This window comes from Flavobacterium sp. CBA20B-1 (assembly GCF_028473145.1).
GTDB lineage: Bacteria > Bacteroidota > Bacteroidia > Flavobacteriales > Flavobacteriaceae > Flavobacterium.
The window spans coordinates 1,212,086-1,238,260 of the sequence record NZ_CP092370.1 but is presented as its reverse complement, the minus strand read 5'-3'; the positions used below and the strand labels follow the sequence as shown (position 1 = coordinate 1,238,260).

The 26,175-nt window shown below is 35.3% G+C and carries 40 protein-coding genes; 39 read left to right on the top strand and 1 reads right to left on the bottom strand.

What is annotated here, in order from left to right:
- Positions 1-3 precede the first annotated feature (3 nt).
- On the top strand, positions 4-555 hold the full coding sequence (locus MG290_RS06220; RefSeq protein WP_264562956.1) for a peroxiredoxin family protein: 552 nt from the start codon (positions 4-6) through the stop codon (positions 553-555).
- A gap of 13 nt (positions 556-568) precedes the next feature.
- Here MG290_RS06220 and MG290_RS06215 read toward each other — a convergent pair whose 3' ends face one another.
- Positions 569-2,209, bottom strand: a complete 1,641-nt coding sequence (locus MG290_RS06215; protein ID WP_264562955.1) for a hypothetical protein — start codon at positions 2,207-2,209, stop codon at positions 569-571.
- A 189-nt stretch (positions 2,210-2,398) separates the two neighbouring features.
- Here MG290_RS06215 and rpsL point away from each other — a divergent pair, with 189 nt between their 5' ends.
- The 38 genes from rpsL (at position 2,399) to MG290_RS06025 (ending at position 26,154) form a co-directional block, all read left to right on the top strand.
- Positions 2,399-2,782, top strand: a complete 384-nt coding sequence (rpsL, locus tag MG290_RS06210; RefSeq protein WP_091100281.1) for a 30S ribosomal protein S12 — start codon at positions 2,399-2,401, stop codon at positions 2,780-2,782.
- A gap of 120 nt (positions 2,783-2,902) precedes the next feature.
- On the top strand, positions 2,903-3,379 hold the full coding sequence (gene rpsG, locus MG290_RS06205; RefSeq protein WP_091522195.1) for a 30S ribosomal protein S7: 477 nt from the start codon (positions 2,903-2,905) through the stop codon (positions 3,377-3,379).
- Between the two features lie 22 nt (positions 3,380-3,401).
- The gene (fusA, locus tag MG290_RS06200) at positions 3,402-5,537 is read left to right on the top strand and encodes an elongation factor G (protein ID WP_264562954.1); all 2,136 of its coding nucleotides are present in this window, start codon (positions 3,402-3,404) and stop codon (positions 5,535-5,537) included.
- 11 nt (positions 5,538-5,548) lie between these two features.
- Complete coding sequence (gene rpsJ, locus MG290_RS06195; protein WP_091522187.1) at positions 5,549-5,854, top strand: 30S ribosomal protein S10; 306 nt, start codon at positions 5,549-5,551, stop codon at positions 5,852-5,854.
- Between the two features lie 100 nt (positions 5,855-5,954).
- On the top strand, positions 5,955-6,572 hold the full coding sequence (gene rplC, locus MG290_RS06190; protein WP_264562953.1) for a 50S ribosomal protein L3: 618 nt from the start codon (positions 5,955-5,957) through the stop codon (positions 6,570-6,572).
- Entirely contained in the window at positions 6,572-7,201 is a 630-nt protein-coding gene (gene rplD / locus MG290_RS06185; protein WP_257498214.1) for a 50S ribosomal protein L4, read from the top strand. The genes rplC and rplD overlap by 1 nt, the downstream gene beginning before the upstream one ends.
- An 8-nt stretch (positions 7,202-7,209) precedes the next feature.
- A complete protein-coding gene (gene rplW / locus MG290_RS06180; RefSeq protein WP_257498215.1) occupies positions 7,210-7,500 on the top strand; it encodes a 50S ribosomal protein L23 in 291 nt (96 codons plus the stop codon).
- A 5-nt stretch (positions 7,501-7,505) separates the two neighbouring features.
- Positions 7,506-8,330: a 50S ribosomal protein L2 gene (gene rplB, locus MG290_RS06175; protein ID WP_091100308.1), complete on the top strand. Its 825-nt coding sequence runs from the start codon at positions 7,506-7,508 to the stop codon at positions 8,328-8,330.
- A 10-nt stretch (positions 8,331-8,340) separates the two neighbouring features.
- Positions 8,341-8,619 (top strand): 30S ribosomal protein S19, encoded by a 279-nt coding sequence (gene rpsS, locus MG290_RS06170; RefSeq protein WP_257498216.1) that lies wholly within the window; start codon positions 8,341-8,343, stop codon positions 8,617-8,619.
- 9 nt (positions 8,620-8,628) lie between these two features.
- Complete coding sequence (gene rplV / locus MG290_RS06165) at positions 8,629-9,039, top strand: 50S ribosomal protein L22 (protein ID WP_257498217.1); 411 nt, start codon at positions 8,629-8,631, stop codon at positions 9,037-9,039.
- A gap of 8 nt (positions 9,040-9,047) precedes the next feature.
- Complete coding sequence (gene rpsC, locus MG290_RS06160; protein WP_264562952.1) at positions 9,048-9,779, top strand: 30S ribosomal protein S3; 732 nt, start codon at positions 9,048-9,050, stop codon at positions 9,777-9,779.
- 17 nt (positions 9,780-9,796) lie between these two features.
- Positions 9,797-10,216: a 50S ribosomal protein L16 gene (rplP, locus tag MG290_RS06155; RefSeq protein WP_091522162.1), complete on the top strand. Its 420-nt coding sequence runs from the start codon at positions 9,797-9,799 to the stop codon at positions 10,214-10,216.
- Between the two features lie 12 nt (positions 10,217-10,228).
- A complete protein-coding gene (gene rpmC / locus MG290_RS06150) occupies positions 10,229-10,420 on the top strand; it encodes a 50S ribosomal protein L29 (RefSeq protein ID WP_257498219.1) in 192 nt (63 codons plus the stop codon).
- A 17-nt stretch (positions 10,421-10,437) separates the two neighbouring features.
- Positions 10,438-10,695, top strand: coding sequence for a 30S ribosomal protein S17 (gene rpsQ, locus MG290_RS06145; RefSeq protein WP_091522155.1), 258 nt, complete (start codon positions 10,438-10,440; stop codon positions 10,693-10,695).
- A 2-nt stretch (positions 10,696-10,697) separates the two neighbouring features.
- Complete coding sequence (rplN, locus tag MG290_RS06140) at positions 10,698-11,066, top strand: 50S ribosomal protein L14 (protein ID WP_014166275.1); 369 nt, start codon at positions 10,698-10,700, stop codon at positions 11,064-11,066.
- Positions 11,067-11,077: 11 nt separating this feature from the next.
- Positions 11,078-11,392: a 50S ribosomal protein L24 gene (gene rplX / locus MG290_RS06135; protein WP_257498220.1), complete on the top strand. Its 315-nt coding sequence runs from the start codon at positions 11,078-11,080 to the stop codon at positions 11,390-11,392.
- 2 nt (positions 11,393-11,394) lie between these two features.
- Positions 11,395-11,946, top strand: a complete 552-nt coding sequence (gene rplE, locus MG290_RS06130; RefSeq protein WP_264562951.1) for a 50S ribosomal protein L5 — start codon at positions 11,395-11,397, stop codon at positions 11,944-11,946.
- A 1-nt stretch (position 11,947) separates the two neighbouring features.
- Complete coding sequence (gene rpsN, locus MG290_RS06125; RefSeq protein ID WP_091100340.1) at positions 11,948-12,217, top strand: 30S ribosomal protein S14; 270 nt, start codon at positions 11,948-11,950, stop codon at positions 12,215-12,217.
- A gap of 104 nt (positions 12,218-12,321) precedes the next feature.
- Complete coding sequence (gene rpsH / locus MG290_RS06120) at positions 12,322-12,720, top strand: 30S ribosomal protein S8 (RefSeq protein ID WP_257498222.1); 399 nt, start codon at positions 12,322-12,324, stop codon at positions 12,718-12,720.
- A 17-nt stretch (positions 12,721-12,737) separates the two neighbouring features.
- On the top strand, positions 12,738-13,280 hold the full coding sequence (rplF, locus tag MG290_RS06115) for a 50S ribosomal protein L6 (RefSeq protein WP_264562950.1): 543 nt from the start codon (positions 12,738-12,740) through the stop codon (positions 13,278-13,280).
- A gap of 11 nt (positions 13,281-13,291) precedes the next feature.
- Positions 13,292-13,642, top strand: a complete 351-nt coding sequence (rplR, locus tag MG290_RS06110) for a 50S ribosomal protein L18 (protein ID WP_257498224.1) — start codon at positions 13,292-13,294, stop codon at positions 13,640-13,642.
- Positions 13,643-13,654: 12 nt separating this feature from the next.
- Complete coding sequence (gene rpsE / locus MG290_RS06105) at positions 13,655-14,179, top strand: 30S ribosomal protein S5 (RefSeq protein ID WP_257498225.1); 525 nt, start codon at positions 13,655-13,657, stop codon at positions 14,177-14,179.
- Between the two features lie 11 nt (positions 14,180-14,190).
- Positions 14,191-14,373: a 50S ribosomal protein L30 gene (gene rpmD / locus MG290_RS06100; protein ID WP_257498226.1), complete on the top strand. Its 183-nt coding sequence runs from the start codon at positions 14,191-14,193 to the stop codon at positions 14,371-14,373.
- Positions 14,374-14,387: 14 nt separating this feature from the next.
- A complete protein-coding gene (rplO, locus tag MG290_RS06095) occupies positions 14,388-14,840 on the top strand; it encodes a 50S ribosomal protein L15 (protein ID WP_264562949.1) in 453 nt (150 codons plus the stop codon).
- 16 nt (positions 14,841-14,856) lie between these two features.
- Entirely contained in the window at positions 14,857-16,203 is a 1,347-nt protein-coding gene (gene secY, locus MG290_RS06090) for a preprotein translocase subunit SecY (RefSeq protein WP_264562948.1), read from the top strand.
- A gap of 3 nt (positions 16,204-16,206) precedes the next feature.
- A complete protein-coding gene (gene infA, locus MG290_RS06085) occupies positions 16,207-16,422 on the top strand; it encodes a translation initiation factor IF-1 (RefSeq protein WP_007136545.1) in 216 nt (71 codons plus the stop codon).
- An 11-nt stretch (positions 16,423-16,433) separates the two neighbouring features.
- Entirely contained in the window at positions 16,434-16,550 is a 117-nt protein-coding gene (ykgO, locus tag MG290_RS06080) for a type B 50S ribosomal protein L36 (protein ID WP_002987490.1), read from the top strand.
- 2 nt (positions 16,551-16,552) lie between these two features.
- Entirely contained in the window at positions 16,553-16,927 is a 375-nt protein-coding gene (rpsM, locus tag MG290_RS06075) for a 30S ribosomal protein S13 (protein ID WP_257498232.1), read from the top strand.
- Positions 16,928-16,935: 8 nt separating this feature from the next.
- Positions 16,936-17,319, top strand: coding sequence for a 30S ribosomal protein S11 (rpsK, locus tag MG290_RS06070; protein WP_091522117.1), 384 nt, complete (start codon positions 16,936-16,938; stop codon positions 17,317-17,319).
- A 91-nt stretch (positions 17,320-17,410) separates the two neighbouring features.
- Positions 17,411-18,016 carry a 30S ribosomal protein S4 gene (rpsD, locus tag MG290_RS06065; RefSeq protein WP_257498233.1) on the top strand — a complete coding sequence of 202 codons (606 nt, stop codon included), beginning with the start codon at positions 17,411-17,413 and terminating at the stop codon, positions 18,014-18,016.
- 25 nt (positions 18,017-18,041) lie between these two features.
- The gene (locus tag MG290_RS06060; protein WP_257498234.1) at positions 18,042-19,034 is read left to right on the top strand and encodes a DNA-directed RNA polymerase subunit alpha; all 993 of its coding nucleotides are present in this window, start codon (positions 18,042-18,044) and stop codon (positions 19,032-19,034) included.
- A 65-nt stretch (positions 19,035-19,099) separates the two neighbouring features.
- On the top strand, positions 19,100-19,588 hold the full coding sequence (rplQ, locus tag MG290_RS06055; RefSeq protein WP_264562947.1) for a 50S ribosomal protein L17: 489 nt from the start codon (positions 19,100-19,102) through the stop codon (positions 19,586-19,588).
- Between the two features lie 118 nt (positions 19,589-19,706).
- Positions 19,707-20,819, top strand: coding sequence for a glutamine-hydrolyzing carbamoyl-phosphate synthase small subunit (gene carA, locus MG290_RS06050; protein WP_264562946.1), 1,113 nt, complete (start codon positions 19,707-19,709; stop codon positions 20,817-20,819).
- 343 nt (positions 20,820-21,162) lie between these two features.
- Positions 21,163-22,458 carry a phosphopyruvate hydratase gene (eno, locus tag MG290_RS06045; protein WP_264562945.1) on the top strand — a complete coding sequence of 432 codons (1,296 nt, stop codon included), beginning with the start codon at positions 21,163-21,165 and terminating at the stop codon, positions 22,456-22,458.
- A 287-nt stretch (positions 22,459-22,745) separates the two neighbouring features.
- Positions 22,746-24,029, top strand: coding sequence for a citrate synthase (locus tag MG290_RS06040; RefSeq protein ID WP_264562944.1), 1,284 nt, complete (start codon positions 22,746-22,748; stop codon positions 24,027-24,029).
- A 128-nt stretch (positions 24,030-24,157) separates the two neighbouring features.
- Positions 24,158-24,547: an HU family DNA-binding protein gene (locus MG290_RS06035; RefSeq protein WP_264562943.1), complete on the top strand. Its 390-nt coding sequence runs from the start codon at positions 24,158-24,160 to the stop codon at positions 24,545-24,547.
- A gap of 87 nt (positions 24,548-24,634) precedes the next feature.
- Entirely contained in the window at positions 24,635-25,132 is a 498-nt protein-coding gene (locus MG290_RS06030; RefSeq protein WP_264562942.1) for a hypothetical protein, read from the top strand.
- 107 nt (positions 25,133-25,239) lie between these two features.
- A complete protein-coding gene (locus MG290_RS06025) occupies positions 25,240-26,154 on the top strand; it encodes a dimethylarginine dimethylaminohydrolase family protein (RefSeq protein WP_264562941.1) in 915 nt (304 codons plus the stop codon).
- Positions 26,155-26,175 lie beyond the last annotated feature (21 nt).

Sequence of the window (26,175 nt, the reverse complement as noted above, 5' to 3'; positions counted from 1 at the left end):
AATATGAAGAAATTAAGTTTATTACTATTCATTATTAGTAGTGTCTTAATATCTTGTAAGAAAAAATGGCAAGATGTTAAGCAAGCAGAAGTCGCTGTAAATCTCGAAAACTATGTTGATTTTAGCAAAGGCGAAACACCTGATTTTTTTACAGCGAAAACCATTAGCGGCAAACAAATAAATTCAAAAGATTATTTAGGGAAGAATTTAGTGCTTTTGGTTGCTAAAGCTGATTTTGAAGGTAAAATGTCTGAAGGTTTTAATGAATTGTTTGATAAATACAAGAATAATGAGAATGTTGCCTTTCTAACGATTATAGACGGAGATAATAATGATAGTTTACAAACATTTTTAAGTGAATATAATGCTGAAGCTGACTTTATTGATAACACAAGAACATCTGGGAAAAAGCAAATAAATCACAGTTTTCACTGCTGGCCTGCAACTGTTTTAATTGATAGAAATGGGAAAGTTATTTATGCGACTTGTGGAGGTTATGGATTTGCAGATGAATACAAGAAAATACTTGATAGTTTATCAATTGTGAAAAAGTAAACTGCCCAAAAGATTAAAACTGCGTCTTATAGCTTAAATGAAAAATAGCATTCGATAGTTTAAAGTCGGTGTTGGGCTGTATGCCGTTTGCGTAAATAATGTTGAACAAGCCACCACCGGTTTGTATGCCAAATCCTAATCCAAAAGAATACAATAAATCGCTGGTGTTTTCGCCTTCGTAATAAGCGGCGTCGGTAATGGAGTGTAAATACATATTCGGTGCTAACAAATAGCGAACTTCATTATAAAGCCCTAACTGAGTTTTCGCAAGCAACGAATTTTCCTGAAACCCCCGGAGCGAGTTAATGCCTCCAAAACGATTATATTCATTATATAATAAAGGAATGGCGCTTAAAAGTGCCGAACTTTCTAACTGTTGATGGATATACCACCTGTTGTTTAGTTGCCACAAATAATGGGCATTAAAGTTAATAAATTGCTGCGAACCTTTGCGGTTGTCTTTTTCTTCGGTTTTCGATCCAAAACCAGCCAAAGCTGTCACTTGATACTTTTGTCGAAACAACGGATGATCTTGGTAATTGTTCAATAAATAATTCAGTGTGATGAATTGATTATTGTAATCGGCAGCTTGATAAAAATTCTCTGTTCCTGCCACAGAAGCTGTGGACTGATAACCAACGCCAATACGGTGGTTAAAATTCAGATAATACAAAACCGCCGCATTGAACTTGGTATTGAGCATGGTGCTGTCTTGTTTGAACAACTCCAACGAAGTTTTCAGCCCAAATGGCGTGTTGAACAAATAAGGCACTTCGCCCGAGAGATTAAACTGCGTTTGCTGATTGCCATCGTTTTTCCAATACAGTTTCAACTGCTCGCCTTTGTTCAAAATATTCATCAATTGCAAATCGGCATAACCGTTAAACTGCACCTTGCCGTTGTCATCGTTCGTAAAACCAATCAACCCATCAAACTGACTGATGTTTTGTCGCTCCACATATAAATATAAGGCGGTGTTGCTTTCTGTAAACAGCACTTCAGGTTGTTTCTTTGTTTTTATAAACGGAAATTGGCGCATTTCTTTCTGCAATTCTTGCGTAACAGCATCGGTAAACGGTTTTTTTTCGTATTTTTTTATCAATCGCTGTTTAATTCCGGTAGGGAAGTTGTTGTAAGGAGTAAAAACAATTTGATCAATTTTTCTTTGTTGATCCAATGTCAGGTCTAAATCGGCACTAATTATATTGTTTAGAAACTGATGATTCGTTAGCCGTACCGTGCTAATAGCATATCCTTTTTTAGCTAATTGGTCAACGATGTTTTTTAAATAAGTTTCAGTGTTTTGTATGGCAATGGTTTTGCTTGATTCGTTAATATTTAAAATAGATTGCAGATGTTCTTGGTGCTTGTTGAAATTGATTTTTAAGCTATCGGTTTTTTTGCCCAAATCAAAACGCACCCAATACAGGCTGTCTTTTTTTTCTGCCGATACAATTTGGTGGTATAAATAACCATTGTTCTTTAAAAAACCTTGCAACGTTTGCAATTGATTTTCCACTTCTTGCCCTTTATTAAAAATACTATCTTTAATATTTTGTTTTAAAAAAGATGTTTCGTTGGTGTTTTTTCCGTTTACTTTTAAATAAATTTGCTGCCCATAAGTTGCGTGATTATTTGCAAAACAAAAAATCAAAAAAAGTACTATATATAAAAGGTATGTTTTTTTAAAACGCATGAATAGGGAATGAGATTAAATGGTAAAAATAGAAATAATTTGAAAATAAACGAAATACGTTTGTTTTGAATATAATAATTTATATATTTGCATCCCCGAAAATACACGGGAAACAAAATTGAATGTAGAAAATTTTTAATAAACATTATGCCAACAATTCAACAATTAGTAAGAAAAGGGAGAACCCAATTGACTAAGAAGAGTAAATCGGTTGCTTTGGATTCATGTCCTCAAAGACGTGGTGTGTGTACGCGTGTTTATACTACAACGCCTAAAAAGCCAAACTCTGCAATGCGTAAAGTAGCGCGTGTACGTTTGACAAACGGTAATGAAGTAAACGCTTACATCCCAGGAGAAGGACACAATTTACAAGAGCACTCGATAGTATTAGTTAGAGGTGGAAGGGTAAAAGATTTACCAGGAGTTAGATACCACATCGTTCGTGGTGCTTTAGATACAGCCGGTGTTAACGGTCGTACGCAAAGAAGATCTAAATATGGTGCTAAACGCCCTAAAGACGCAAAAAAGTAATTTAATTTAAGTAGAATAGTCAAAAGTTAAAAGTCGTAAAGATTTGTGCATTGCTTTTTGGGTGATGCAAAGCTTTAAACTTGAAACCTTAAACTAGAAACTTTTAAAAGTAACAAAGAAATGAGAAAAAGACAGGCAAAGAAAAGACCTCTTTTACCAGATCCAAAATTCAACGATCAGTTAGTAACACGTTTCGTAAACAACTTAATGTGGGATGGTAAAAAATCTACTGCTTTCAAAGTATTCTACGATGCATTAGAAATCGTTGAAACGAAAAAGCAAGATGAAGAAAAAACATCTTTGGAAGTATGGAAAGACGCATTAACAAACGTTATGCCTCACGTTGAAGTACGTTCTCGCCGTGTAGGTGGTGCTTCATTCCAAATTCCAATGCCCATTCGTCCGGATAGAAAAATTTCTATGGCGATGAAATGGATGATTCTTTATGCAAGAAAAAGAAACGATAAATCTATGGCTTCTAAATTAGCTGCTGAAATCTTAGCTGCGGCTAAAGAAGAAGGTGCAGCTGTTAAGAAAAGAATGGATGTTCACAAAATGGCTGATGCTAATAAAGCATTCTCTCACTTTAGATTTTAATTTTTCATAAAGAACAACACAAATGGCTAGAGATTTAAAATTTACTAGAAACATAGGAATCGCTGCTCACATTGATGCGGGTAAAACCACTACAACAGAGCGTATCCTTTTTTATACAGGAAAAAACCACAAGATTGGTGAAGTGCACGATGGTGCATCAACAATGGACTGGATGGAGCAAGAAGCAGAACGTGGTATCACTATCACATCTGCTGCTACAACTTGTACATGGTCTTTCCCAACCGATCAAGGTAAGAAAATTGCAGAATCGCAAGATTACCACTTCAATATTATCGATACTCCAGGACACGTTGACTTTACCGTTGAGGTAAACCGTTCATTACGTGTATTAGACGGATTAGTGTTCTTATTCTCTGCAGTTGACGGAGTGGAACCACAATCTGAAACTAACTGGCGTTTAGCTGACAACTACAAAGTTCCACGTATGGGATTTGTTAACAAAATGGACCGTCAAGGATCTAACTTCTTAAAAGTTTGTCAGCAAGTTAAAGATATGTTGAAATCAAACGCAGTGCCGATTGTTTTACCAATTGGTGACGAAGCTGATTTTAAAGGAGTAGTAGATTTAGTGAAAAACCGTGCAATTGTATGGCACGATGAAACACAAGGTGCTACTTTTGATATCGTAGAAATTCCTGCAGAAATGGTTGATGAGGTAAAACAATACCGTGGTCAATTAATCGAGGAAATTGCTGCTTATGACGAAAACTTGTTAGAGAAATACATGGAAGATGAAAACTCTATCACTGAAGAAGAAGTGCACAAAGCATTGCGTGCTGCAACTTTAGATATGAGTATCATTCCAATGACATGTGGTTCATCTTTCAAAAATAAAGGTGTTCAGTTTATGTTGGATGCTGTTTGTCGTTATTTGCCTTCTCCAATGGATAAAGAAGCGATTGAAGGTACAAATCCAAACACAGACGAACCAATTACACGTAAACCATCTGTAAGCGATCCTTTTGCTGCATTAGCATTCAAAATTGCTACCGATCCATTCGTAGGTCGTTTAGCTTTCTTCCGTGCATATTCAGGAGGATTAGATGCAGGTTCTTATGTGTTGAATACACGTTCAGGAAACAAAGAGCGTATTTCTCGTATTTATCAAATGCATGCTAACAAGCAAAACCCAATCGAAAGAATTGAAGCTGGAGATATTGGTGCGGCTGTTGGTTTCAAAGATATTAAAACAGGAGATACTTTATGTGACGAAAAACACCCAATCGTGTTAGAGTCTATGGATTTCCCTGATCCAGTAATCGGTATCGCTATCGAACCTAAAACAAAAGCAGACGTAGATAAAATGGGTATGGCTTTAGCTAAATTAGCAGAAGAAGATCCAACATTTACCGTTCGTACAGACCAAGCTTCTGGGCAAACAATCATCTCTGGTATGGGTGAGTTACACTTAGATATCATTGTAGATCGTATGCGTCGTGAGTTTAAAGTAGAGGTGAACCAAGGTGAACCTCAGGTAGAGTACAAAGAAGCTTTTACACGTGTTGCAGATCACAGAGAAACCTACAAAAAACAGTCAGGTGGTCGTGGTAAATACGGTGATATCGTATTTAAAATTGGTCCGGCAGACGAAGTGGATGGAAAACCATTCGTAGGATTACAGTTTGTGAACGAAGTAAAAGGTGGTAACGTACCAAAAGAATATATTCCTGCTGTTGAAAAAGGTTTCCGTGAGTCTATGAAACAAGGTCCTTTAGCAGGATTCGAGATGGATTCATTAAAAGTTACTTTAGTTGATGGTTCTTACCACGCAGTGGATTCGGATGCTTTATCATTTGAATTAGCAGCAAAAATGGGATTCAAAGAATCTGCAAAAGCTGCAGGTGCTATCATCCTTGAGCCAATCATGAAGTTAGAAGTGTTAACACCAGAAGAAAACATGGGTGATATTGTTGGTGACTTAAACCGTCGTCGTGGACAAATCAACTCAATGGACGATCGTAATGGAGCAAAAGTTGTGAAAGCATCTGTGCCGTTATCAGAAATGTTCGGATATGTAACCACATTGCGTACATTGTCTTCAGGTCGTGCAACTTCAACAATGGAGTTCTCTCACTACGAGCAAACGCCTTCTAACATTCAAGAAGAAGTAATTAAAAAAGCAAAAGGTAACGCTTAATAATTAAGAAAATGAGTCAAAAAATCAGAATAAAATTAAAATCTTACGATCACGCTTTGGTTGACAAGTCAGCTGAAAAAATCGTAAAAACTGTAAAAAGTACAGGTGCAGTAGTAACCGGACCAATTCCGTTACCAACACACAAAAAAATATTTACTGTTTTACGTTCTCCGCACGTTAACAAAAAATCAAGAGAACAATTCGAGTTAAGTTCGTACAAAAGATTATTAGATATCTATTCATCATCTTCAAAAACGATCGACGCTTTAATGAAATTAGAGCTTCCTTCAGGAGTAGAAGTAGAGATAAAAGTGTGATAATAAACTTTTTTTAGAAAATACTTGTATATTTCAAGCATTGGTATTACTTTTGCCGATGCTTGAAATTTTTATATTTACTAATTATTAATTAAAATTTATGTCTGGGTTAATTGGAAAAAAAATCGGCATGACTTCAATCTTCGATGAAAAAGGGAAAAACATTCCTTGTACAGTAATCGAATTAGGTCCATGTGTCGTTACCCAAGTCAGAACCAAAGAGGTTGACGGGTATGAAGCTTATCAACTTGGTTTCGATGACGCTAGAGAGAAGAGTGCAACAAAAGCGGCTACAGGTCACTTTAAAAAAGCAGGAACTTCTGTAAAGAAAAAAGTTGTTGAAATTCAAGATTTTGAAAACACGTATAATCTAGGTGATGTAATCACTGTAGATTTATTTGCTGAAGGAGACTTTGTTGATGTACAAGGTACTTCTAAAGGAAAAGGATTCCAAGGTGTTGTAAAACGTCATGGATTTGGTGGTGTTGGTCAGGCTACGCACGGTCAGCATAACCGTTTAAGAGCTCCAGGTTCTGTGGGTGCATCATCGTACCCTTCGCGCGTATTCAAAGGAATGCGTATGGCAGGAAGAACAGGAGGAGAAAAAGTAACAGTTCAAAACCTTAGAGTTTTAAAAGTGGTAACCGATAAAAACTTATTAGTTGTTAAAGGTGCAGTACCAGGTCATAATAACTCTTATGTAATCGTACAGAAATAATGGAAGTAAAAGTTTTAGATATCAACGGAAAAGAAACTGGTAGATCAGTACAATTGGCTGATTCAGTTTTCGCAATTGAGCCTAATAAACACGCTATCTATTTAGATGTTAAACAGTATTTGGCAAACCAACGCCAAGGTACACATAAAGCAAAAGAAAGAGCAGAAGTAGCTGGTTCTACACGTAAAATTAAAAAACAAAAAGGTACAGGTACTGCACGTGCAGGATCTGCAAAATCACCTGTTTTTAAAGGTGGTGGTACAATCTTTGGACCAAGACCTCGTAGCTATTCTTTCAAATTAAACAAGGCGTTAAAGCGTTTAGCTCGTAAATCGGCTTTCACAATCAAAGCACAAGAGTCGAATTTATTTGTAATTGAAGATTTTACTTTCGAAGCACCAAATACTAAAAATTTCATTAACGTATTGAAAGCTTTAGGTTTAGAAAATAAAAAATCATTATTTGTGTTGGGTGAATCAAATAAAAACGTATATTTGTCGTCACGCAATTTAAAAAGAGCTTCTGTTGTAACTTCTTCAGAGTTAAATACTTACGGTATTTTGAATTCAAATTCGTTAGTGTTAACTGAAGGTTCAGTAGAGGGAATTGTAGAAAATTTAAGTAAATAAGTAGGGAAATGAGTACAATTATTAAACCTATCATTACCGAAAAAATAACAAAAGACGGTGAATTATTTAACCGTTTTGGTTTTGTGGTAGCTAAGAAAGCGAATAAAGTAGAAATTAAAAAGGCAGTTGAAAAAGCTTATGGCGTTTCTGTTTTAGATGTAAACACAATGATTTACAGAGCAGATAGAACTACAAAATTCACAAAAAGCGGAATGATTACTGGTAAAACATCTGCTTACAAGAAAGCAATTGTTACATTGAAAGAAGGAGATTCAATCGATTTTTATAATAATATCTAATAACAATGTCAGTTAGAAAATTAAAACCTATTACCCCAGGTCAGCGTTTTAGAGTTGTTAATAGTTTTGACGCTATTACAACTGATAAGCCGGAGCGTTCATTATTAGCACCGAAAAAAAACTCTGGAGGTAGAAATAGTCAAGGAAAAATGACCATGCGTTATATTGGTGGTGGTCATAAACAACAATATCGTATCATCGATTTTAAAAGAACTAAAGTTGGAGTTCCAGCAACAGTAAAAACAATCGAATACGATCCAAACCGTTCAGCTTTTATCTCATTATTAGCTTATGCAGATGGTGCAAAGACTTATATCATTGCTCCAGCAGGATTGCAAGTGGGTCAGAAAGTAGTTTCAGGTCCAGAAGCAGCTCCAGAAGTTGGTAATGCAATGCCTTTAGCAAATATTCCTCTTGGTACAATTATTTCTTGTATCGAGTTACGTCCAGGTCAAGGTGCTGTTATCGCACGTTCTGCAGGAACTTTTGCACAATTAGTTGCTCGTGATGGTAAATACGCAACCATAAAAATGCCTTCAGGTGAGATTCGTTTAATCTTATTAACATGTATGGCAACAATCGGTGCAGTATCTAACTCAGATCACCAGTTAATCGTTTCAGGTAAAGCAGGTAGATCTCGTTGGTTAGGTAGAAGACCACGCACTAGACCAGTAGCAATGAACCCAGTAGATCACCCAATGGGAGGTGGTGAAGGACGCTCTTCAGGAGGTCACCCACGTTCAAGAAAAGGTTTACCGGCGAAAGGTTACAGAACACGTTCTAGTGTTAAAGCAAGTAATAAATATATTGTAGAACGTAGAAAGAAATAATTAAGTAAGTATGGCACGTTCATTAAAAAAAGGACCTTATGTTCACTTTAAACTTGAGAAAAAAGTTGTAGAGAACGCAGAAAACGGTAACAAAGCAGTTGTTAAAACATGGTCAAGAGCATCAATGATTACTCCAGATTTTGTTGGGCAAACAATCGCAGTACACAACGGTCGTCAATTTGTACCTGTTTACGTAACAGAAAACATGGTAGGACATAAATTAGGAGAATTTTCACCAACACGTTCATTCCGTGGACACGCTGGTGCAAAAAATAAAGGTAAAAAATAATAAGAAGCTATGGGAGTTCGTAAAAGAGAAAGAGCCGAGCAAATAAAAGAAGCTAACAAACAAATTGCTTTTGCTAAGCTAAACAATTGCCCAACTTCACCTCGCAAAATGCGCTTAGTTGCAGATTTAGTAAGAGGACAGAAAGTTGAGAATGCTCTTAACATATTAAAATTTAATACAAAAGAAGCTTCAGGCAGATTAGAAAAATTATTGTTATCAGCAATCGCTAACTGGCAGGCAAAAAACGCTGATGCAAATATCGAAGAAGCAGAATTATTTGTACAGGAAATCCGTGTTGACGGTGGCGCAATGTTAAAAAGATTACGTCCTGCACCACAAGGTCGCGCACACAGAATTAGAAAACGTTCTAATCACGTTACAATCGTATTAGGATCAAACAATAACACACAAAGCAATTAATAAACAGTATGGGACAAAAGACTAATCCAATCGGAAATCGCCTTGGGATCATCAGAGGATGGGACTCTAACTGGTACGGTGGAAATGACTATGGAGATAAACTTGCTGAAGATGCAAAAATCAGAAAGTACATCCATGCTCGTTTAGCAAAAGCTAGTGTATCTAAAATCATTATCGAGAGAACTTTAAAACTTGTAACCGTTACTATTACTACTGCACGTCCGGGAATCATCATCGGAAAAGGCGGTCAGGAAGTAGACAAGTTGAAAGAAGAACTTAAGAAAATTACTAACAAAGAGATACAGATCAATATCTTTGAAATTAAAAGACCCGAGCTAGATGCTTATTTGGCTGCAACAAGCATCGCACGTCAAATCGAAAGCCGTATTTCTTACCGTAGAGCTATTAAAATGGCAATCGCTGCGGCAATGAGAATGAACGCTGAAGGTATGAAAGTGCAAATTTCAGGTCGTTTGAACGGTGCAGAGATGGCACGTTCAGAAAACTTTAAAGATGGTCGTATTCCTCTATCTACTTTCCGCGCTGATATTGACTATGCTTTAGCTGAAGCTCACACTACTTACGGTAGAATGGGAATCAAAGTATGGATCATGAAAGGTGAAGTTTATGGTAAAAGAGATCTTTCTCCGTTAGCTGGTTTGGACAAACAAAAATCGTCTAAACCATCAGGATCTGGAAAACCAAATGGAAGACCAAACCAACGCAACAAAAGAAAGTAATTTTAAACTAAAGAAAAATGTTACAGCCTAAAAGAACGAAGTACCGTAAGGTACAGAAAGGTAAAATGAAAGGGGTTTCTCAAAGAGGAAGCGAACTTTCTAACGGAATGTTCGGGATTAAATCTTTAGATTACTCATTCATTACTTCTCGTCAAATCGAAGCTGCACGTATCGCTGCAACTCGTTTTATGAAACGTGAAGGTCAATTATGGATTAAAATCTTCCCAGATAAACCTATCACTAAAAAACCTCTAGAGGTACGTATGGGTAAAGGTAAAGGTGCAGTTGAATATTGGGCTGCAGTTGTTAAGCCAGGAAGAATCATGTTTGAAGTAGGTGGTGTGCCTTTAGCAGTTGCAAAAGAAGCATTACGATTAGCCGCTCAAAAACTTCCAGTAAAAACCAAGTTTATCATCGCTAGAGATTTCGAAGCTTAATTTTAGATCATTATGAAAAAACAAGAAATAAATAATCTATCTGTAGCTGAGTTACAAGCTAAACTTGGTGAATTAACAAAACAATATGCTGAGTTGAAAAACGCTCACGCTATTTCGCCTATTGCTAACCCTTTGCAATTAAGAACAGTAAGAAGAGCTATCGCAAGAGTGAACACTGAGATTAGCAAAAAAGCCTTACAATAATTGTAATCTGCTGAAAGATGGAAAAAAGAAATTTAAGAAAAGAAAGAATCGGTGTAGTTACTAGCAACAAAATGACTAAGTCTATCGTTGTGTCTGAAACAAGTAAAGTAAAACACCCATTATACGGAAAGTTCGTGTTAAAAACAAAGAAATATGTTGCACACGACGAATTAAACGACTGTAACATTGGTGACACAGTTAGAATAATGGAAACACGTCCATTATCTAAAAACAAATGTTGGAGATTAGTTGAAATCATTGAAAGAGCGAAATAATTATGGTACAACAGGAATCTAGATTAAAAGTAGCAGATAACACAGGAGCAAAAGAAGTTTTGACTATCCGTGTTTTAGGAGGAACGAAGCGTCGTTATGCCTCTGTTGGAGACAAAATTGTAGTAGCGATTAAAGATGCAACTCCAAACGGAAACGTTAAAAAAGGAGCAGTATCTACAGCTGTTGTAGTACGCACCAAAAAAGAAGTGAGAAGAGCTGATGGATCTTACATCCGTTTCGACGATAACGCATGTGTATTGTTGAACGCTGCAGGTGAAATGAGAGGTACACGCGTTTTTGGTCCGGTAGCAAGAGAACTTCGTGAAAAACAATTCATGAAAATTGTATCATTGGCACCTGAAGTGCTTTAATTCGTTAAAAGATGACAAAGCTAAAAATAAAAACAGGAGATAACGTTCGCGTTATTGCTGGAGATCACAAAGGATCTGAAGGAAAAGTTTTACGCGTACTGCGCGAAAAAAACAAAGCAATCGTTGAAGGAGTGAACATGGTTTCTAAACACGTGAAACCAAGTGCAACAAACCCTCAAGGTGGTATTGTAAAAAAAGAAGCAGCAATTCATATTTCAAACATCGCTTTGGTTGATCCAAAAACAAACGGAGTTACGAAAGTGGCTTACAAAGTAGAAGGAGATAAGAAAGTGCGCGTTTCTAAAAAATCTAATCAAGCATTATAGTCATGACTTATATACCAAGACTTAAACAAGAATATAAAGACAGAGTGATCTCTGCTTTAAAAGAAGAATTCGGTTACAAGAATGTAATGCAAGTTCCTAAACTTGAGAAAATTGTTGTAAGCCGTGGAGTAGGTGCTGCTGTTTCCGATAAAAAATTAGTGGACCACGCTGTGGAAGAACTAACAAAAATTACCGGACAAAGAGCAATATCTACCATTTCTAAAAAAGACGTTGCTTCTTTTAAATTAAGAAAAGGAATGCCAATTGGTGCAAAAGTTACTTTACGTGGTGAAAGAATGTATGAATTCTTAGACCGTTTAGTAACATCTGCATTACCACGTGTTCGCGATTTCGCTGGTGTTAAATCAAACGGATTTGATGGTAGAGGAAATTACAACCTTGGAGTAGTTGAGCAAATCATTTTCCCAGAAATCGATATTGATAAAGTAAACAAAATCGCAGGTTTTGATATTACCTTTGTAACTTCTGCAAAAACAGATGCCGAAGCAAAATCATTACTTGCAGAATTAGGAGTACCTTTTAAAAAGAACTAGTATGGCTAAAGAATCAATGAAAGCCCGTGAGGCGAAAAGAGAAGCATTGGTAGCTAAGTATGCTGCAAAACGCAAAGCTTTAAAAGAAGCTGGAGACTATGAAGCATTACAAAAATTACCTGCAAACGCTTCTCCTGTACGTTTACACAACCGTTGTAAATTAACAGGACGCCCAAGAGGTTATATGCGCCAATTTGGTATTTCACGTGTAACATTCCGTGAAATGGCAAATCAAGGTTTAATACCAGGCGTTAAAAAAGCAAGTTGGTAATCTCAAAAAAAGGTAGTACTTTTGCCAACGTAAAAATAATTTTAATTGATTAAAGGTTCAGGAAACGAGTGTTTCCTGAAAACCATAATCGCAATTTTATACATATGTATACAGATCCTATCGCAGATTTTTTAACAAGAATTAGAAATGCATCTCGTGCAAACCACAAAGTGGTTGAGATTCCAGCATCTAACTTTAAAAAAGAAATCACAAAAATTTTATTCGACCAAGGGTATATTTTAAGCTACAAATTCGATGATTCTTCTGTTCAAGGAACAATCAAGATTGCTTTAAAATATGATAAAGACACCAAAGAGTCTGTTATCAAAGATATCCAAAGAATTAGTAAACCAGGTTTACGTAAATATGCATCATCTGCAGATTTGCCACGTATCTTAAACGGTTTAGGTATTGCAATTGTGTCAACATCTAAAGGTTTAATGACAGGTAAAAAGGCAAAAACCTTAAACGTGGGTGGTGAAGTAGTTTGTTACGTATACTAATAAAATAGACGAGCGAAATGTCAAGAATAGGTAAAAATCCAATCTCAATTCCTGCTGGCGTAAATGTTGAAGTTAAAGACGCAGTAGTTGTAGTAAAAGGAAAATTAGGAGAGCTTTCACAAACTTTTGAAAAAGTAGATGTGAAAGTAGAAGACGGACAAGTAATCGTTGAGCGTTCATCAGATATTAAAGATGAAAGAGCAAAACACGGTTTATACAGAAGTTTAATCAACAATATGGTTGTTGGTGTATCTGAAGGTTTTACTAAAGAATTAGAATTAGTAGGTGTTGGTTACCGTGCATCTAATCAAGGACAAAAACTTGATTTAGCTTTAGGTTTCTCTCACAATATCGTTCTGGAAATTGTTCCTGAAGTAAAAGTGGAAACAGTTTCTGAAAAAGGTAAAAACCCGATTGTAAAATTAACATCTGCAGACAAACAACTTGTTGGTCAGGTAGCAGCAAAGATTCGTTCTTTCCGCAAGCCAGAACCATACAAAGGAAAAGGAATCAAGTTTGTTGGTGAAGAGTTAAGAAGAAAAGCAGGTAAATCAGCTTAAAAATTAAAGCCATGTCATTAAACAAATCTGAAAGAAGACAAAGAATTCAATACAGAGTAAGAAAAACAGTTAGCGGTACAGCTGCTAGACCACGTTTGTCTGTATATAGAAGTAATAAAGAAATCTATGCACAAATCATAGATGATGTAAACGGTGTAACTTTAGCAGCGGCTTCTTCTCGTGAAGCAGGTGTTGCAAAAGGAACTAAAATCGAAACTGCTGCATCAGTTGGTAAACTAATTGCAGAGAAGGCTTTAAAAGCAGGTGTAGAAACAATCTCTTTTGATAGAGGTGGAAATTTATACCACGGTCGTGTGAAATCATTAGCTGAAGGCGCAAGAGAAGCTGGATTAAAATTCTAATTGTAATTAGTTATGTATCAAAATTATAAAAACGTAGAATATGTTAAACCAGCGGGTCTTGAATTAAAAGATCGTTTGGTTGCAGTTAATCGTGTTACCAAAGTAACTAAAGGAGGTAGAGCTTTCGGCTTTTCTGCTGTAGTTGTAGTTGGTGACGAAAATGGTGTAGTTGGTCATGGTTTAGGAAAATCGAAAGATGTATCTGAAGCTATTGCCAAAGCAGTTGAAGATGCTAAGAAAAACTTAGTTCGTATCCCATTATATGGAACAACTATTCCGCATGAACAAAAAGGTAAATTTGGCGGTGCTCGTGTATTCTTAATACCAGCATCGGTAGGTACCGGAGTTATTGCAGGAGGTAACGTACGTGCAGTATTAGAGTCTGTAGGTATTCACAATGTATTATCAAAATCTCAAGGATCTTCTAACCCTCATAACGTTGTTAAAGCAACATTCGATGCTTTATTAAACATGAGAAGTGCTGCTACAGTTGCAAAACAAAGAGGAATTTCTTTAGAGAAAGTATTTAAATCTTAATTTTGAGTAGTATGTCAAAAATTAAAGTAAAACAAGTTAGAAGCAAAATCAATTGTCCTGAAAATCAAAAAAGAACGTTAGCAGCTTTAGGTCTTCGCAAATTAGGACAAGTTGTTGAGCATGATAATACACCAGCTATCGTAGGAATGGTAAAAAAAGTTCAACATTTAGTTTCTGTAGAAGAAATTAACTAATTTAAAAGGGAGTTATGAATTTAAGTAATTTACAACCGGCAAACGGTTCTGTACATAATCAAAACAAAAGAGTAGGTCGTGGAGAAGGTTCTGGAAAAGGCGGAACAGCTGCACGTGGACACAAAGGGGCTAAATCTCGTTCAGGTTATTCTAAGAAAATTGGTTTTGAAGGTGGACAGATGCCTTTGCAGAGACGTGTTCCTAAATTTGGTTTTAAAAATATCAATAGAGTAGAGTATGTAGGTATCAACTTAGACACCTTACAAACTTTAGTTGACAACGGAACAATTACTGATGCAATTGATTTCAATGCATTAGTTGAAAATAGAATAGTTTCAAAAAATAGCTTAGTTAAGATTTTGGGTAGAGGAGAGCTTAAAGCAAAATTAAAAGTAACTGCTCACAAATTTACAGCAACAGCAAAAGCAGCTATCGAAGCAGCTGGAGGTGAAGTTGTATCTTTATAAAAATCACTAACTAGTTATGAAGAAGTTTTTTGAAACGTTAGCCAATATTTGGAATATTGAAGAACTTAAGAATAAAATCTTAATAACTTTAGGTATGTTGCTTGTGTATCGTTTTGGTGCACAAGTAACCTTACCAGGTATTGACGCTACAAAATTACATGCTTTATCAGATCAAACTGATCAAGGGATAGGGTGGCTAATAAATGTGTTTACAGGAGGTGCGTTTTCGCAAGCTTCTATTTTTGCATTGGGTATCATGCCGTATATCTCTGCATCAATTGTAGTTCAGTTAATGGGTATAGCTGTACCTTATTTGCAGAAACTTCAAAACGATGGTGAAAGTGGTAGAAAGAAAATGAACCAAATTACAAGATGGTTAACCATAGGTATCACCTTAGTACAAGGACCAGGTTATATCTATAATTTGTACAAACAATTACCGCCTGATGCATTTTTATTAGGCTTTGATTCTTTTTCTTTCTTGTTCTCTTCAGTATTAATCTTAACAACAGGAACAGTTTTCGCAATGTGGTTAGGAGAAAAGATTACTGATAAAGGAATTGGAAATGGTATTTCACTATTAATTATGGTTGGTATCATCGCAAAATTGCCAATGGCTTTCTTACAAGAAACACAATCTCGTATGGTAGCAGGTAATGGAGGTGCTATGATGATCGTATTTGAAGTGATTATTTGGTTAGTCATTATCATTGCTTGTATTCTTTTAACAATGGCCGTTCGTAAAATACCAGTTCAATACGCTCGTAGAAGCGTTGCCGGTGAATACGACGCAGCATCTGTATCTGGAAACCGTCAATGGATTCCATTAAAGCTTAATGCATCAGGTGTAATGCCTATTATCTTTGCACAAGCAATTATGTTTATACCACCAGTAATTGCTGGATTATCCTCTTCAGACGGTGCACAAACCGTAGCAACAATGTTCAATAACATTTTTGGTTTAGAGTATAATTTAGTTTTTGCTTTGTTAATCATAATTTTTTCGTACTTTTACACCGCGATTACGGTACCTACCAATAAAATGGCAGACGATTTAAAACGTAGTGGAGGTTTTATCCCTGGAATTAAACCTGGACAAGAAACTGCAGATTTCTTAGATCGTGTCATGTCATTAATCACATTCCCAGGTTCGTTGTTCCTAGCAGTTATTGCAGTTTTACCTGCAGTTGCTGTATCATTATTAGGCGTGCAACAAGGTTGGGCAATGTTTTATGGAGGAACCTCTTTATTAATCTTAGTGAGTGTTGCAATTGACACAATACAGCAAATTAATGCGTATTTGTTAAACAAACAATACGACGGACTAATGAAGAGCGGAAAAAATAGAAAAGCAATCGCTTAATATATGGCAAAACAATCAGCAATAGAACAAGACGGATCTATCATTGAAGCATTATCAAATGCAATGTTCCGTGTAGAATTAGAGAACGGACACATTGTAATTGCTCATATTTCTGGAAAAATGCGTATGCATTACATCAAATTATTACCTGGTGATAAAGTGAAGTTAGAAATGAGCCCTTACGATTTGTCTAAAGCAAGAATTACTTATAGATATTAAAGGCTGTTAAAATGAAAGTAAGAGCATCAGTAAAGAAAAGAAGTGCAGAATGCATTATTGTACGTAGAAAAGGAAGATTATACGTTATTAATAAAAAGAATCCTAGATTTAAACAAAGACAAGGATAATTATGGCAAGAATAGCAGGGGTAGATATACCTAAAAATAAAAGAGGAATTATTGCTTTAACTTACATATTTGGTGTAGGTTTAAGTAGAGCAAAAGAGGTGTTGGCAACAGCTAACGTAAACGAAGACAAAAAAGTGTCTGAATGGAACGATGAAGAAATCGGTGCTATTCGTGAGGCAATGTCTTATTACAAAATTGAAGGTGAATTGCGTTCAGAAGTATCTTTAAACATTAAACGTTTAATGGATATTGGATGTCAACGTGGTATCCGTCATAGAGCTGGTCTTCCATTAAGAGGACAAAGAACCAAAAACAACTCTAGAACAAGAAAAGGTAAAAGAAAAACTGTTGCTAACAAGAAAAAAGCAACTAAATAATAAGTAGTATGGCTAAAGCAAATACAAAAAAACGTAAAGTTATAGTTGAATCTACTGGAGAGGCTCACATCAGCGCAACTTTTAATAACATCATCATTTCATTAACAAACAAAAAAGGTGAAGTTATTTCTTGGTCATCAGCTGGTAAAATGGGATTCCGTGGTTCTAAAAAGAACACACCTTATGCAGCACAAATGGCAGCAGAAGATTGTGGTAAAGTAGCGTTAGAAGCTGGACTTAAAAAAGTGAAAGTTTACGTTAAAGGACCAGGAAATGGTAGAGAGTCTGCAATTCGTTCTATCCACAACAGTGGAATCGAAGTAACAGAAATCATTGATATTACGCCAATTCCTCACAACGGATGTCGTCCTCCAAAAAGAAGAAGAGTTTAATTTATAGTAATAGTATAACCTAAGGTAGGAGACGATTATCGGAGGATGAGACCTGAATTCATAATCCCTACCTTTTTTATTTTTTTTTAAAATGGCAAGATATACTGGTCCACAAACAAAAATCGCTCGTAAATTCGGAGAAGCTATCTTCGGAGATGACAGAGCATTCGAAAAAAGAAATTACCCTCCAGGGCAACATGGTTTAGCAAAGAAAAGAGGTAAAAAATCTGAGTATGCTATCCAATTAATGGAGAAACAAAAAGCTAAATACATCTATGGTGTTTTAGAAAAACAATTCCGTAACATGTTCAAAAAAGCTTCTGCATCAAAAGGTGTAACAGGTGAAGTTTTAATTCAGTTATGTGAATCTCGTTTAGACAATGTTGTGTACAGAATGGGTATTGCCCCTTCACGTCGTGCAGCTCGTCAAATTGTTTCTCACAGACACGTTACCGTTAACGGAGAATTGGTAAACATTCCTTCATATCAATTAAAAGCTGGTGATAAAGTAGCCGTTCGTGAAAAGTCAAAATCTTTAGATGCAATCGAACGTTCATTATCTAATTCTAGCGCTGTTTACGAATGGATTACTTGGAACAATGATACAAAAGAAGGTACATTCGTTAGTGTTCCTGCTAGACTTCAAGTTCCAGAAAACATCAAAGAACAGTTAATCGTAGAGTTGTACAACAAATAATAATTGACATTCAGTCGAAATACACATGGCAATATTTAATTTTCAAAAGCCCGACAAAGTTATCATGATTGATTCCACCGATTTTAAAGGGAAATTCGAGTTTCGCCCTTTAGAACCAGGTTATGGATTAACCATTGGTAATGCACTAAGAAGAGTACTTCTGTCATCATTAGAAGGATACGCAATTACTTCGGTACGTATTGAAGGTGTTGAGCATGAGTTTTCTACTATTTCTGGTGTTGTTGAGGATGTAACAGAAATTATCTTAAATCTTAAACAAGTGCGTTTTAAACGTCAAATTGAAGATGTGGATAATGAATCTGTTAGCATATCATTCACAGGAAAAGATCAATTAACAGCAGGTGATTTCCAAAAATTCATTTCAGGTTTTCAAGTTTTAAACCCTGATTTGGTAATTTGTAACCTTGATAGCAAAGTAACCATAAACATGGAACTTTCTATTGAAAAAGGTAGAGGTTATGTACCCGCAGAAGAAAATAGAAAGCCCAACGCACCTTTCGGTACCATTTATACAGATTCTATTTATACACCTGTAAAAAATGTGAAGTATGCCATAGAAAACTATCGTGTAGAGCAAAAAACCGATTACGAAAAATTGGTTTTTGATATCGTTACCGATGGTTCTATCCACCCTAAGGATGCTTTAACAGAAGCTGCTAAAACGTTGATTCACCATTTCATGTTATTCTCTGATGAAAGAATCACTTTAGAGGCCGATGAAATTGCTCAAACTGAATCATACGATGAGGAATCATTACACATGAGACAGCTTCTAAAAACAAAATTGGTAGATTTAGATCTTTCAGTAAGAGCATTAAATTGTTTAAAAGCGGCTGAAGTAGATACATTAGGCGATTTGGTTTCTTATAACAAAAACGATTTAATGAAATTTAGAAACTTCGGAAAAAAATCTTTAACAGAACTAGAAGAATTAGTACAAGTTAAAGGTTTAACTTTCGGAATGGATCTATCAAAATACAAATTAGATAAAGAATAAATTACTTCATATTTTGCGCTCCGAATAAACGGATTGAAGCAAGATGAAGCTAAAAAGACAACGTCATGAGACACGGAAAAAAAGTAAATCACTTAGGAAGACAAGCAGGTCACAGAAAAGCAATGTTGGCTAATATGGCTTGTTCTTTAATTGAACACAAACGTATTAATACTACAGTTGCTAAAGCAAAAGCATTAAAACAATTTGTGGAACCTTTAGTAACTAAATCTAAAACAGACGATACACACAACCGTCGTGTTGTTTTTTCTTACTTAAGAAACAAATACGCTGTTACTGAATTATTCAGAGAAGTAGCACCTAAAGTAGGAGATCGTCCGGGAGGATACACTCGTATTATTAAATTAGGAAATCGTTTAGGAGATAACGCTGAAATGGCAATGATCGAATTAGTAGATTTCAATGAAATTTATAATGCTGGTAAAAAAGAAGTTAAAAAAGCATCAACTAGAAGAGGTAGAAAAAAAGCTGAACCAAAAGCGGAAGCTACCCCTGCAACAGAAACTTCTACTGAAGCTAATGAAACAAATGAATAGTTTATTAAACATACATTATTCTAATATATTAAAAGGACAAACTTTTAAAGTTTGTCCTTTTTTTTATACTTTTTTTTAAACTTTATATTAATTTTGTACACCGAAACATCAACAAACAATGAAATATACTTCTAAAGATAAAGCAATCGTACTTTTAAGCGACGGCACTATTTTTTATGGAAAATCTGTAGGGATTAAAGGAACAACTACTGGCGAAATTTGTTTTAATACAGGGGTAACTGGTTATCAAGAAATTTTTACTGACCCTTCATACTTTGGTCAAATCATGCTTTCAACAGTAGCACATATCGGTAATTACGGTGTGCATGAAGACGAAGTTGATTCAGACGGAATTAAAATTTCGGGATTGGTTTGCAAAAATTTTAGTACCAACTATTCACGTCCTGCTGCAAGTGGTTCGCTGTATGATTATTTTGAAAAGAAAAATCTTGTAGCCATTTCGGATGTAGATACACGCGCATTGGTAAGTTACATTCGCGACAACGGAGCTATGAACGCCGTTATTTCAACAGACGGCAAATCAATCGATGAGTTAAAGGAAATTTTGGCTGCCGTGCCTAATATGAATGGTTTGGAATTGGCTTCAAAAGTTTCTACAAAAGAGCCTTATTTCTATGGCGATGAAAGTGCAACATACAAAGTAGCTGCTTTAGATTTTGGTATCAAAACAAATATCTTGCGTTGCTTGGCAGCGCGCGACTGCTATGTGAAAGTGTATCCTTACAACGCAACCCTTCAAGATTTGAACGATTTTAACCCTGATGGATATTTCTTATCAAACGGGCCTGGGGATCCGCAACCGTTAACTGAAGTGATCCAAACAGCTAAAGACATTATTGCGACCAACAAACCGGTTTTCGGAATTTGTTTAGGGCATCAAATCATTGCGTTATCGCAAGGGATAAATACCTATAAAATGTTTAACGGACACCGCGGAATCAATCACCCGATTATGAATGCGGTTTCAGGTAAAGGCGAAATTACTTCTCAAAACCATGGTTTTGCAGTTGTTCGTGAAGAAGTAGAACAGCATCCAAATGTAGAAATGACGCATTATCATTTGAACGACAATACCGTTGCTGGTATCCGCTTAAAAGATAAGCAAGTGTTTTCGGTGCAATACCACCCAGAATCATCACCTGGACCAAACGATTCAAAATATTTGTTTGATGAGTTTGTTACTTATATGAAAGAACAAAAAGAAGCTTAATAGCTTCTTTTTATTTTATTAATCAAATAATTACATTTGCAACAACAAATTAAACAATACAATTTAAGATATGAGTTTTGAAGAACTGCTTTACAAAATACTTATTCCAATAAATACCATTCTAATTATTATAGTTTGGGCTTATATTATAAGGTTGAATAAAAGAAAAATGAAACCAAATATTTATACAAAATTGGCAGGAATATCTTTGTTAATAGTCTGGATTGTTTTGTTCTATCTATTAAGTCAGTATGTATTATGAAAAGAAGCTTAATCGCTTCTTTTTTTTTATCAATCAAATAAGTACATTTGCAACAACAAATTAAACAACACAATTAAAGATATGAGTACAATTGTAAGAATTCATGCACGTCAGATTTTAGATTCTCGTGGAAATCCAACAGTAGAAGTAGATGTGGTTACAGAAACAGGCGTTTTAGGTCGCGCAGCGGTACCCTCAGGCGCATCAACAGGTGAACACGAAGCCGTAGAATTGCGCGATGGTGGCAAAGAATGGATGGGAAAAGGCGTTTTAACAGCTGTTAAGAATGTCAATGAAGTAATTGCAGAAAATATTGTAGGATTTAGTGTTTTTGAACAAAACGCAATCGATCAGGCAATGAATGAATTAGATGGTACTCCAAATAAATCAAACCTTGGAGCAAATGCTATTTTAGGTGTTTCATTGGCGGTTGCAAAAGCGGCAGCAAACGAATTGGGGATGCCTTTATACCGTTACGTTGGTGGCGTTTCTGCAAACACCTTGCCGGTTCCAATGATGAACATTATTAACGGTGGTTCGCATTCTGATGCGCCAATCGCATTTCAAGAGTTTATGATTATGCCGGTTTCTGCTGCTAATTTTACTGAAGCAATGCAAATGGGAACTGAAATCTTCCATAATTTGAAAAAAGTATTACACGATAGAAATTTAAGCACTGCAGTTGGCGACGAAGGTGGTTTTGCACCAAATTTAGCCGGCGGAACAGAAGATGCTTTGGATTCTATTAAACTGGCTGTTGAAAAAGCAGGTTATGTTTTTGGAAAAGACATTATGATTGCTTTAGATTGTGCGGCTTCTGAATTTTATGTGAACGGCGCATACGATTACAAAAAATTTGAGGGTGATGCAGGAAAAGTTCGTACATCAGAAGAACAAGCAGCCTATTTAGCTGAATTATGCGAAAAATATCCTATTATATCAATTGAAGACGGAATGTATGAAGACGATTGGAGCGGTTGGAACTTACTTACACAAAAAATTGGCGATAAAGTGCAGTTAGTAGGCGACGATTTATTTGTAACAAATGTAGCACGTTTAGAGCGTGGAATTACTGAAAACACAGCTAATTCAATTTTGATTAAAGTAAATCAAATTGGTACGTTGAGCGAAACCATTGCGGCTGTAAACATGGCACATAATGCAGGCTACACATCAGTAATGAGCCACCGTTCGGGCGAAACAGAAGATAACACCATTGCAGATTTGGCTGTAGCATTAAACTGCGGACAAATAAAAACTGGTTCAGCTTCGCGTTCAGACCGTATGAGTAAATACAACCAATTGCTGCGAATTGAAGAAGAGTTGGGCGCCGTGGCATACTATCCGCAAAGCAAAGCTTTTAAGGTAAAAAGCTAATATTTTTAAATATTTTTAAATATTTTGTAAAAAAGACGCTTATGCGTCTTTTTTGTTTTTTTAGCTATTTTATCTCAAAAAAATACAAAGCATTCCTTAAAAATTAGGAATATTAAAATTTAATCTTAAAATGGTGTGAATAAAACGGCTTATAGCGATGTGGCTGTTGTGTTTATTATAAATAATTTATATAAATCATAGGAATTATTTATATATTTATACTTTATTAAGTGAAACATTTTTATTAAATTCGCTTCAAACAAAATAAAAAATAAACTAAAAAATATATGTCAAAAACTGCAACTATATCTATAGATGACAAAACGTTAGAATTACCTATAATTGTTGGTACAGAAAACGAGGTGGCTATTGATATTGAAAAGTTAAGAGCTTTAACCGGTGCAATTACATTAGATCCGGGTTATAAAAACTCTGGTTCTTGTAAAAGTGCCATTACTTTTTTAGATGGGGAAGAAGGAATTTTAAGATACCGAGGATATTCAATTGAAGATTTAGCTGAAAAATCAAACTTTTTAGAAGTAGCTTATTTAGTTATTTTTGGCGAGTTGCCAACTGCGCAACAAATCGAAAAATTTGAAAACGATATCCGCAAATATACATTGGTAAACGAGGAAATGAAAGGCATCATCGATGGTTTTCCAAAACACGCACATCCAATGGGTATCTTGGCATCTTTAACATGTGCTTTAACTGCTTTTAATCCAAAAGTAGTAAATGTGGAAGACGATCAGCAAATGTATGATGCTGTTTGCAAAATAATGGGTAAATTCTTAGTAGTTGCAACATGGACATACAGAAAAATTAATGGTTATCCATTAAACTATTACGATAACACATTGCCTTATGTAGATAACTTTTTACAATTGATGTTTAAATTACCAACAGGCCCTTACAAAGTAAACCCGGTAGTTTTAAACGCAATTGATAAATTATTCATTTTACACGCAGACCACGAGCAAAACTGTTCTACATCAACTGTGCGTATGGTAGGTTCTTCGCATGCAGGTTTGTTTGCATCTATTTCTGCTGGTGTTTCGGCGCTTTGGGGACCACTTCACGGCGGTGCTAATCAGGCTGTTCTAGAAATGTTAGAAGAAATCCAGAAAGATGGTGGCGATGCAGATAAATATCTTGCAAAGGCAAAAGATAAAAACGATCCATTCCGTTTAATGGGCTTTGGACACCGTGTGTATAAAAATTTCGATCCTCGTGCACGTATCATTAAAAAAGCGGCAGACGAAGTTTTGGCAGAATTAGGTGTAAACGATCCTATCTTAAAAATCGCTAAAGATTTAGAAGAAATGGCATTGAAAGACGAGTATTTCGTATCGCGCAATTTATATCCAAACGTAGATTTCTATTCAGGTATCATTTACCGTGCATTAGGAATACCAACCGAAATGTTCACCGTAATGTTTGCAATTGGTCGTTTACCAGGATGGGTTGCTCAATGGAAAGAAATGCGTGAAAACAAAGAACCAATCGGTCGTCCACGTCAGGTTTATGTTGGCGAGCCATTGCGTCCGTTCAAAGAAATGTCAAATAGATAAAATATTAATTTTAGAATTATAAGAAGCGTATTGAGAAATCAATACGTTTTTTTTTTGTACGTGTTTTATTTGTTAATTTAAATATAAGTTTTATATTTAAAATTTTAAATATCTAATTATTATTAAATATGGGCGTTAAATACAAAGTAATTTCAAAAGGTCAGCCAGGTGTTGTTGGTGGCGGTGTTAAGAAATTCTATGCAAGTACTGTTTTCACAGGCGAAAAAAATTTAGAACAACTAACAAAAAGTATCGAAAAAATTAGTACAGTAAGTGGTGCAGATATCCGTGCAGTATTGTATGCTTTGGTAGATGTTATTGCAGACGATTTATCAAACAGCCAAATAGTAAGGCTGGGCGATTTAGGTTCGTTGCGATTAAATATTAGCAGTGAAGGTATGGATAAAGAAACCGAAGTTTCGGCTACCAGTATTAAAAACACAAAACTGGTTTTTACACCCGGTATAAAGCTAAAAGAAATGCAAAAAGTAGTTAAGTTTGAAAAACATACTAACTAATAGTAATTACCACGTTAGGAAAATATAATTACCACAGGTGTAAAATATTTTTTCTAACGTGAAAAATTAACCTTTATAAATATAATTATGAAAAAACTAATTTTAATACTATTAGGTTTATTCGCTATTTTAGGCTGTAATTCATCAAACGAAGATGATCATAATATAAAAGTTTACTTTGATCAAGAAACATACAATCAACAAAAGTTGATGTGGAAGCAACAGAATGTTCAAAATTATAAATTCACGATTGAATCTATGAGTTCGTCAGAAGGACCAATAGAAGAAGAAATAACAGTTTTAAATGGAGAAGTTGTATATGATGAAGATAGAAGTTATAATTTAACAATTGATGATATTTATGACCAAATTAAAAGTATGTATGATTACGATGTAGAGCAATCAAAAAAGGATCCACTCGATCCTTTTTACAAAATAATTGATGCGATTTATCATAGCGTAAAATATGACAAAAAATATCCAATTCCTATTTCTTTCGGAAGGACTTACGATTTTAACACACATGAAATTCCTGTGGGCTTTGGTAAAACTACAGAAATTAAAAATTTCATAATTCTTGATTAAGAAGCAATAAATTTTAAAAGCCAAATCAAACCGATTTGGCTTTGCTGTTTTTAATAGCATAACAGCAAAGAACTTCTTATATTTGCCTATTACCTAATTACTTTTTTATGAAATTACATGTAACCGATGAAACTTCAAGGCTTAAAGCAGTAATTCTTGGAACGGCAGTAAGCAATGGACCAACGCCTAGTATAGAAGAAGCTTACGATCCAAAATCTCTAGAACATATCAAGGCAGGTACATATCCTGTGGAAAAAGATATGATTGCAGAAATGGAAGCTTTTAACGAAGTTTTTAAAAAATATAACGTAACGGTTTACCGCCCGAAAACTATCGAAAATTACAACCAAATATTTAGTAGAGATATTGGTTTTGTGATTGATGATATTTTTATAAAAGCAAATATTCTACCAGATCGCGAACGCGAATTAGATGCCATTCAATATGTAATCGATCAAATAGATCCTGCAAAAGTAGTGCGTCCGCCAGAAGAAGTTCATATCGAAGGTGGCGATGTAATGCTATATAACGATCATATTTTCATCGGAACATATAAAGGAAGTGATTATAAAGATTTCATCACGGCGCGTACCAATATGGCAGGTGTCAATTATATCAAAGAATTGTTTCCACACAAAATTGTAAAGGAATTTGATTTGGTAAAATCTAAAATTGAACCCCGTGATAACGCACTGCATTTAGACTGTTGTTTTCAGCCAGTAGGAGAAAATAAAGGAATTATCTACAAATCGGGTTTCCGTGAAGAAGCAGATTATATGTATTTAGTGAACCTTTTTGGCAGAGAAAATTTGTTTCATATAGAACGCGAAGAAATGTATCACATGAATTCTAATGTTTTTTCAATTGATAAAAATGTGGTAGTTTCCGAACGCAATTTCACACGATTAAACAACTGGTTACGCGAAAACGGATTCACCGTAGAAGAAATTCCGTATGCAGAAATTTCTAAACAAGAAGGTCTTTTACGTTGTTCAACTTTACCGTTAATTAGAGAGAAATAAATTGTTTAAGGTTTAAGGTTT